Here is an 8,957-nt window from a genome sequence, read left to right on the forward strand (position 1 = left end):
AGGTCAGCCCGTAGGTGCCGGTGAGGCCGACGTCGGGCTGGATCTCCCCGGGGGCGATGTCGACGGCCAGTACCGCGGCCAGGTTCTCCCGGGCGGCGGTCTCGATGCCGGGCCGCCTGGATTCGTCAGGCCGCGTGCTGTCAGGCCGCGTGCTGTCAGGCCGCGTGCTGTCAGGCCGCATGGATTCCCTTTCTCGGGTCGCCGAGCTGGCGCTGGTACACCGCCCGGATCTGCTTGCGCCTGGGCTTGTACTGGGACGTCAGCAGGCCGTTGCCGATGCTGAACGGCTCGTCGGCCACCACCACCCGGTGGATGTACTGGTCGCCGCCGAGCGCCCGGTTGGTGGCGGTGAGCTGCGCGGCGATGGCGCCGGTGTCCACCGGCACCGACGCCGGTGAGACGACCGCCACCAGCTCGGTCTGGGCCGGGCAGTAGAGCACGCACTCGGCGATCGCCGGGCTGGACTTCAGATGCTCCTCGATCCGCCTGACGACGATCTTCCTGCCGTTGTCCAGCACGATCGTGTCGTCGGCGCGGCCGAGGACGAACAGGAAGCCGTCGGCGTCGAGGTGCCCGAGGTCGCCGGTGCGCACGACGCCGTCCGGGCCGAAGACCCGTTCGCTGTCGCCGGGCTCGCAGTAGGCGTACCGCCGGTTCACCGGGTGCTCGGCGCGGACGCTGATCACCCCGCCGTCGCCGATGATCACCTGTTTGCCCGGCAGCACCTGGCCCACGCTGCCCGCCCGGTGCGCGCCCGGGTGGTTCTTGGCCACGATGCACGTCTCGTTGAGGCCGTAGCCCTCGTAGATCGGCAGGTCGAGCCGGTTGAGGAACGCGAGGGTGGCGGGGTCGGCGGGCGCCGAGCCCGTCCACAGGTAGCGGATGCGGCCGCCGAAGATGTCGCGGGCGGCGTCGGCGAGGTCCCGGCCGGTGCGCCGGGCGTGGCGTTCGATCTGGCCGCGGGCGCTTTCGAAGAAGCCGGGCACGCCCATGACGACGGTCGGCCGCACCTGGGTGAGCGCGACGAACGCCGACTCGTAGGTGCAGACCGTGACGTCGTGGCCGTACCGCAGCGCCGAGTACACCCAGTAACGCTGCTGGAGCAGCGACAGCGGCAGGAACACCAGCAGGTTGTCGCCGGGGCCGTGGCCGAACATGTCCTGGACGGCGTCCAGCGAGCTGTCGATGCTGCCGGCGGTGGCGCCGAGGCCCTTGGGCGTGCCGGTGCTCCCCGAGGTGAACTTGATCGTGGTGATCTCGTCGGGGGCGTACCTGACCGGTGGCGGCGGGGCCGCGCCAGCCGTGCCGGGCAGGCCGGGCAGGTCGTCGAGCAGGGTCGTGAGCTGTTCGACGCCGGGGATGCCGCACGGACGGTCGGTGAACAGCAGGGAGAGGCTGTAGCGCTCCATCAGCTCGCCGGTGGGGGTGAACTTGCCCGGTTCCAGGCCGGCGGTGACGACCTTCAGGCGCAGGGCCGCCAGGTCGAGCACCACCCACTCGAGGCTGTTGGCGGCAAGGATGCCGATCCGGTCGCCCGCGCCGAGGCCGCGGGCGCGCAGCCCGGCCGCGACCAGGCCGGACAGCCGCCAGACCTCGGCGAGCGGGATCTCGCGGGTGCCGGCCAGCCTGGTGACGTGCAGCGTCCCACGGTTCGGCGTGGACGCCAGAAGTTCGTTGATCATGCAGGTCTCCCGCTGGGCTGGGTCCGCGAGGCGTCCGACGGGTGTCCGGCCGCGTGGGCCGCACCGAGCGGGCCGAGCGGGCCGAGCGGCCGGGGCGGGTGGAAGAAGGTGACCCGAGCAAGTGTGATCTTGCTACCCGGCGGGACCAGCTCGACCGTGGCAGGCCACTGCCGCGGCGCCGGCTGGCCGAGGGCTTCGGCCAGCCGGGCGGCGAAACGCGGCATCACCGGCGTGGCCGCGTGCGCGAGCAGCCAGGCGGCGGCCAGCTCCAGCGCCGTGGCCGTGCGCACCTCGTCCGGCATGCCGCCGGCCTGTGCCAGCGCGCGTTCCCGACGGCTGAACCGGACCGTGTCGGTGACCAGGGCGTCCAGCTCGGCGGTGGCCTGGTTGAGCGAGAACCCGCCGGGGCGCAGGCTGGCGGCCAGCGCGCCGAGCCGGGCGGCGAGCTGGCCGAGGAACCCGGCGTGCTCGGGCGTCCAGTTGCCGGCGTCGGGGGCCACCCCGCCGTGGTGGTCGGCCACGCGCTCGCCGAGGTCGTGCAGCCAGGCCTGCCAGGTGCCGATCAGGGTGGCGGTGAGCGTGTGCTCGTAGGCGTCGAGCGTGAAGTTCGTCCGCTCCACCTCGGGACGGTTGCGGGCGAGGAAGTAGCGCACGGCGTCCACACTGTCGGCGTCGAGGATCTGCTTGCCCCAGACGGCGTGCCGGCGGCTGGTGGAGAACTTCCGGCCGTCGTAGAGGAGGAACTCGTTGACGTGGTAGTCGATGTCCGGTGTCCAGCCGGGCAGGGCGAGCCGGTAGAGCGCCGGGTAGAGGATCGCGTGGTAGAAGCTGTTGTCGTAGCCGAAGAAGTGGACGATCTTCCAGTCGTCGGCCGGCCTGGCGGCCGTCCAGTCGCGGCCGAGGCGCTCGCCGAGCCGCTGGATGCCGTGCAGGAAGCCGAAGGCCATCTCCGGCCAGGCCCAGATCACCTGGCCGGCGCCGTCCGTCTCACGTGGGGTGATACCCCAGTCACTGGGATGGCTGACCGGGAGGTCGATCCGCTCCCGGCGGAACAGCCGGGCGGCGAGCTCCCGCAGCCGGGCCGGGACGCGGCCGCGGCGCTGGTGGTCGAGCACCGCGTCGGCGTGCTCGTGCAACGGCAGCACGTAGCGGCGGGCCGTACCGGCGACGGGCGCCCCGCCGGAGGGCCCGGCGACGGGGCCGGCCAGGTCGACCACGGTGTTCGGCTCGCCGCACAGCTCGCAGATGTTGCCGGCGGTGGCCTCGCCGCACCCCGGGCAGCCGCCGTGGACGTCGGCCTCGTAGAGGTACTGGCCGGTCTCCGGGTCGAACAGCGCGGGCCCGTCGGTCGAGGTGACCGCCTCGGCGCCGACCAGCCTGGTGAAGAAGTCCGTCAGCGCGGGGACGTAGCCGGGGTCGGCGTTCGTGACGGTGTACTGGTCGAGCGGGATGTCCATCAGCCGCAGGGTTTCCGCGATCTCGGCGCTGTAGTGCGCGGCCACCTCGGCGCTCGACCAGCCCTCCCGGCGGGCGCGGTCGGCCACGTAGGACTGGAAGTCGTCGCTGCCGGTCAGGTGCCAGGCACTGGCACCGTTCATCCGCTGGAACCGGACGTAGGCGTCGGCGCCCAGGTACGGGCCGGCGAGGTGGCCGAGGTGCAGGTCGCCGTTGGGGGTGGGCGGTGTGGAGAAGACGAACACCGGACGGTCGCCGTGCTCGCTGGCCACCGGGGCCGCCGAGGAGACCGCGCGGGCGCCGTCGCGCCAGTACTGGGTGAGGAAGACCAGGTCCTGCTCCCCGGTGTTCGCCACCACGTGGTCCTCGAACGGCTCGAGCAGGGCGACGGTGCCCGCGGCGACCGGGTGGTGCGCGGCTCCCACGACGAGCTCGCCGCGGCCGGCGACGATGACCAGCAGCTCGGTCTCGTCGTGCCGCTGGTGCGCCGCGGCGCCGCCCGGCGCGATGCGGCCCCAGGCCGCGCCGGTGCCCAGCCCGTCGACCGCGCTCATGTCGATCCCGAACGCCGCGGAGAACACGGCGTCGGCAGAACGGTCGATGATCATATGGTGTCCTTCCCGTCGAGCCCGTCGAGCAGGTCGGCGGCCGCGGCGGCGATCGCGGGGGCCAGCCGGTAGCCGGAGCCGCCCGCCGCGCCGGCGAACAGCACCCGGCCGTCGGCGGTGACCGGGCGCACGATCGGCGCGCGGTCGGGGCTGTAGGCGTCGCAGAACACACGGCCGGAGACGCAGTACGGGGCGAACCCCGGGGCGTGGCGCGCCAGGACCGCCCGGCCGCGGTCGAGGTCGTCGGCGGACAGCCCGCCGGTCAGCGCGTCCGGGGTGACGTCCCAGTCGGGCGAGGTGTAGCTGAACAGCCAGTGGCCGCGGTGCGCCAGCGGCAGCAGGAAGGCATCCTCGTCGTGGAAGACGGTCACGCGGTCACGCGGGGTGACGGGGCGTTCGACGTGCAGGGCGACGACCTTCTTGATCCGGACGCCGAGCGGGGCGAGCAGCTCCGGCCAGGGCAGCCAGGGGCCCGGCGCCAGCACGACACGGCCGGCGGTGAGCCGGGCGCCGGTGCCCAGCGTGAGGACGACGCCGGCCGGGGCGGACCGCACGGCGGTGACCGCGCTGCCCTCCCGGAACGCCGCGCGGCCGCGCAGCCGGGCGGCCAGCAGTTCGGTGAGCGCCGCGACGTCGGCGTGGTGGGCGCCGTCGCCGTCCCAGCCCCGCTCGGCCGGGCGCGGCCGAACCTCGGGAAGCGCCTCGGGAAGCGGCCCGGGAAGCGGGCGCAGCCGCGCCTCGGGAAGGTAGTGCTCCCGGACGGCGGCATCGTCCGCGCTGATCACGGTCATGCCCACCGGGTGGATCGGCACCCGAGGGTCGCGTTGGCGCAGGCCGGCGTACCAGCGCTGGCTGTAGGCGGCCATCGCCCGCACCCGCGGGGTGGCCCCGCGCGGGAAGTGCAGCCCGGCGGAGAACCGGGACGCTCCCCCGCCGGCCAGCCCCCTGTCGACCACCACAACCCGCCGCCGCGGCGCGCGGGCCAGCACCTCGGTGGCCACCAGGCAGCCGACCACGCCGGCCCCGACCACGACAACGTCGGCGTCAGCGTCCCCAGCCTCAGCCCCGGCCCCGGCCCCGGCCCCGGCCCCGGCCCCGGCCCCGGCGTCCATGGTCAGCATCTCTGGAAGAGCAGCCTCCGGGCGCGCGGCTTCGCCATGATCGCACGCCCTTCGGCCCATCAGGGGGCTCCTGTCTTGGGCGACCATTCGATGAACGCCGGGTGCTGCTCCCTGCCGCGGACGCCGCGGATCCGGTCGGCGATGCGCTGGCTGCGCCAGGCGTTGAGGCTGAGGTTGGGGTCGGCCAGACCGCGCTGCCCGCGGGCGGCGTTCTGCAGGAACAGGTTCCGGTCGGGTGGGCCGTCCCAGCGGGCGGCGAAGTCGGCGTCCACCCGGTACTCGTCGTCCTCCCGCTCCAGGCGCGGCTGAAGAGGTGCCAGGAAGTCCATCCGGGCCGGCCGGAAGCCGGTCGCCCAGATGATCATGTCCGCTTCGAAGATCTCCAGGCAGCTGGCCGGGTCGTTGTGCCGGACGGAGATGCTCCAGCCCTCCGGCGAGCACGGCTCGACGCTGACCACCTCACGGTTGGGGTAGAGCCCGGTCAGCTGCGGGGCGCCGGTGATGAACCGGTGGACGTAGATCCGCTGGTAGATCTCCCGGGCGGTGGCCTCGGAGATGCCGTCGCTGGTCAGCACCTGCTGGCTGTTGACCTCGGCCCGCACGCTCGGGCCAAGCTCGGCGAAGTAGTCAGAGTGGCAGGGCATGTAGAACTCGTTGGTGAACGGCGAGTCGTCGAGCGGGAAGTAGTTGCGCCGGCGGGACAGCCACGACACCCGGTGCGGCAGCTCGCCGTCCGGCCGGGAGATCAGGTCGAGGAACGCCTCGGCGCCGGACTGGCCGCCGCCGATCACCGCCACCCGCCGGTCGCGCAGGCCGACGGCCCTCGACCGGAACTCGCTGACATGGAACTGGGTGCCGCCCAGGTGCGGACGGGCGAACGCCGGCACCCACGGGGCGGTGCCGACGCCGACCACCACGTTGTCGGCGAGCAGGGTGCGCCGGTCGGTCCGCACGGCGAACGTGTCGCCGGCGAAGTCGACGGACCGCGCCTCCTCGCCGAACACGACGTTCTCGTTGCGGCTGCTGGCCCAGCCCAGGTAGTTGCGGAACTCCTCGCGGGGGACGCTGTCGAACTGCGCGTTGAGGTAGTGGTAGATCCGCCCACGGTCGTGCAGATACGCCATGAACGAGAACGGACTGGTCGGGTCGGACAGGCTGACCAGGTCCTTGAACAGCGACACCTGCAGGGCCGCCCCGGGGATGAGCTGGTCGTCGTGCCAGCTGAACGCGGCCTTCCTGTCGATGACCAGGTTCGGTGTCTCCGGGTCGCCGTGCAGCAGGGCCGCCAGGCTCAGGTTGGCCGGTCCGGCCCCGATCCCGACACAGCGGTACCGCGCCGCGGACTCACTCCTCATGAGCAGAACTCGCTTTCAGCGTCTTCGGCGTCTTCGGCGGACGGGCCCGCGTCCGCCCGGGGAACATGCGACGGGGCCGGCGGCAGGGCGTCGGCGATGGCGAGCCGCTGCACCTCGGAGGCGCCCTCGTAGATCCGCAGCGACCGGATCTGCCGGTACAGCCGCTCCGGCAGGCTGTCGCGCACCAGCCCGGCGGCGCCGAACACCTGCACGGCCGCGTCCACGACCTGCTGGGCGGCCTCGGTGGCGTACAGCTTCGCGATGCTGGCGTGCCGGGCCGGCGGGGTGCCGCGGTCGGCCTCCCAGGCGGCCCTGGCCACCAGCAGCGCGGCGGCGTTCAGCCGCACCTCGACGTCGGCGAGGCCGGCCTTCACCGTCGGCAGGTCGAACAGCCGCCCGCCGTACGCGGCCCGCCCCCGGGCCCTGGCCAGGGCGGCGTCGGCGGCCCGGCGGGCGAAGCCGAGCGCCGCCGCGCCGACGGTGAGGCGGAAGCGTTCGAGCAGCTCCATGGCCACGACGAACCCGCCGCCGCGGCCGCCCAGGACGGCGTCGGCCGCGACCCGGCAGCCGTCGAACTCCAGCCGGGCGATATCGCGTTCGGCCAGCATGTCGATCGGTTCGATCCGCAGGCCCGGTGTGCCGGCCGGGACGAGCAGCGCGGTCAGGCCCAGCGCGGCCGGGCCGTCGCCGGTGCGGGCCACCACGCAGAAGACGTCGGCGCCCGCGGCGCCGGCGATCCACGTCTTGTGCCCGTCCAGGACGTACCCCGCGCCGTCCCCGTCCGGGACGGCGCGCAGGGCGAGCGCGGCGACGTCCGAGCCGGCCTGCTCCTCCGAGAGCGCGAACGCGCCGGCCAGCTCGCCGCGGGCCATGCCGGGCAGCCAGCGCCGCTTCTGCTCGTCGGTGCCGTGGCGCCGGATCGGCCAGGCGGCCAGCTCCTGGATCGAGAACGCGAAGTCGAGCAGGTCCTCGGTGTAGGCCAGGGCCTCCCTGGTCAGGCACAGGGCGCGCAGGTCGACGGGTGTCAGCAGGCCCGCGTCCCCCAGCGCGCGCAGCACGCGGGCGGCGTACTTCTCCGGCGCGCCGGTGCGGGCCGCCGCCGCCAGCCCGGCGTGGGTGTCGCAGAACCGGCCGAGCGCCTCGGCCAGCTCGCGGTGCGGCCGCTCGTAGAACGGCAGTGCCAGCAGCCGCGGGTCCAGGGTGCTCACCGGCGCGCCATCCTCGTGTCGGAGCTCATGCGGCGGCCCGCCGCGCCAGCAGGCGTCTGGCCAGGTGCGGCTCGACGAAGAACGCGAACGAGGCGTAGCCGCGCCACACCCGGCGCCAGGCCCGTTCGACGGCGGCCGGGCCGCCGGTGCGTCCGACGTGGTCGAGGTAGGCGACGATCAGGTCGGTCGCCTGGCGGGTGTGGCCGGCCGAGATGTTGTCGATGGACAGGTGCACGTCCTCGTAGGCGGTGTCGAAGCCGTGACGGCGCATCTTCTGCGTCTCGTGCAGCCGCAGCTCGCCGAGGCCGAACATCTCGACACCCAGGTGGTAGCCGAGGATCTCCTCGTAGCGGGAGTCCGGGAGCAGCGCCAGGCCGAGCTGGTAGGTCGCGTACGGGTAGGTCGGGCCGGGCAGCTCGGTCTGGGTGCGGAACTCCTCCGAGCGCAGGTGCGGCAGGTGGATGCCCATGCTGGCCAGGGCCTGGTTGATCAGCGTGAGGTGGTTGCGGGCGACGTCGCCGCGGCCCATCTCGTCGGCGTAGAGGGCGAACAGCGGCCCATCGCTGGGGCGGTGGAAGCGGCCGGTGTTGCCGACCCGGTGCGTGCAGGCTCCGTCGACGAGGTTGCCCAGCGCGAACCGCTTCTGGCCGTTGATCACCTCTGCCCGGGGCGGGATGTCGACCAGCGGCCGGTAGGGTCCGACGAGCTTCGTCCAGTAGATGCTCTCCACCCGCTCCCGCAGCGCGGCGGGGCTGTAGTCGAACCAGGTGGCGTCGGTGTGGCGGCCGGCGGCTCCCAGCTCGAACATCCCCTCGGCCTGGGCGAGCACCTGCTCGACGCGGGTGTGGGCGGCGGCCAGCACGCCAGGGAACCGCTCGACGTTGACCAGCCGGTACAGGAACTGGCGTTCGTCGAGCGCCGGAGGCACGGCGACGACGATGTCGCCGGGATCGGCGGACGCGAGCGCGCGCTGCCAGGCGGCGGCGTCATCGTCGCCGGCGGTGCAGGCGGCCAGGTCGGCGCCGGGCGGCTCACCCGCGGCGACGGCGGCCGCCCACCGCTCGAGCGTGCGCGCCTCGGCGGCGTCGAAGATCCCGAACATTGGCCCGCCGAACCTGATCGCCCTGGTCAGGGGGCAGCTGCCGGTCGGCAGTGGCCTGAGGTAGCTGGAGGATCGGAGCTGGCGGACGAACACGGCGGCGTCGAACGCCGGGCCGGCGAGCAGGCCGTCCAGGGGGACGCCGGAGATCCGCACCCGGTGGTGCTGGCGGCCGGCGTACGGCGCGTGCCTGGCGACGATCAGTGCCACCTCGGCGTCCGGCGACAGGCTCTGGTGCCAGCGTGCGAGCTCGTCGAGCATCGCCACATGCGCGCTCTCCAGCCGCACGACGAGCCGGACCGCCGCAAGCAGCCGCGCCCGGTCGGCCGGCCCGGTGGGTGAGAAGCGGTGAGCGCCAGGTACTCCGCCAGCAGCGGCACCGGGTCGTACCCGCGGCCGTCCGCACCGTCCGCACCGTCCGCACCGTCC

The 8,957-nt window shown here is 73.9% G+C and carries 6 protein-coding genes and 1 pseudogene; all 7 read right to left on the reverse strand.

Annotation, left to right across the window (positions count from 1 at the left end; all coding sequences use genetic code 11):
- Positions 1–181 (reverse strand): annotated as a pseudogene (locus tag NBW84_RS14170) (hypothetical protein); the annotation flags it as partial.
- Entirely contained in the window at positions 171–1,682 is a 1,512-nt protein-coding gene (locus tag NBW84_RS14175) for an AMP-binding protein (RefSeq protein WP_250285200.1), read from the reverse strand. The pseudogene NBW84_RS14170 and the gene NBW84_RS14175, both read right to left, overlap by 11 nt.
- Positions 1,679–3,745: a class I tRNA ligase family protein gene (locus NBW84_RS14180; protein ID WP_250285201.1), complete on the reverse strand. Its 2,067-nt coding sequence runs from the start codon at positions 3,743–3,745 to the stop codon at positions 1,679–1,681. The genes NBW84_RS14175 and NBW84_RS14180 overlap by 4 nt, the downstream gene beginning before the upstream one ends.
- Positions 3,742–4,857 carry an NAD(P)/FAD-dependent oxidoreductase gene (locus NBW84_RS14185; protein WP_445548718.1) on the reverse strand — a complete coding sequence of 372 codons (1,116 nt, stop codon included), beginning with the start codon at positions 4,855–4,857 and terminating at the stop codon, positions 3,742–3,744. The genes NBW84_RS14180 and NBW84_RS14185 overlap by 4 nt, the downstream gene beginning before the upstream one ends.
- Positions 4,858–4,925: 68 nt before the next feature.
- Positions 4,926–6,221 carry a SidA/IucD/PvdA family monooxygenase gene (locus NBW84_RS14190; RefSeq protein WP_250285203.1) on the reverse strand — a complete coding sequence of 432 codons (1,296 nt, stop codon included), beginning with the start codon at positions 6,219–6,221 and terminating at the stop codon, positions 4,926–4,928.
- Positions 6,218–7,429 (reverse strand): acyl-CoA dehydrogenase family protein, encoded by a 1,212-nt coding sequence (locus NBW84_RS14195; protein ID WP_250285204.1) that lies wholly within the window; start codon positions 7,427–7,429, stop codon positions 6,218–6,220. Before NBW84_RS14195 ends, NBW84_RS14190 begins: the two co-directional genes overlap by 4 nt.
- Before the next feature lie 25 nt (positions 7,430–7,454).
- On the reverse strand, positions 7,455–8,789 hold the full coding sequence (locus NBW84_RS14200; RefSeq protein ID WP_250285210.1) for an iron-containing redox enzyme family protein: 1,335 nt from the start codon (positions 8,787–8,789) through the stop codon (positions 7,455–7,457).
- Between the last annotated feature and the right edge of the window lie 168 nt (positions 8,790–8,957).

The organism is Protofrankia sp. CiP1_Cm_nod2, assembly GCF_920664355.1.
Classification (GTDB): domain Bacteria; phylum Actinomycetota; class Actinomycetes; order Frankiales; family Frankiaceae; genus Protofrankia.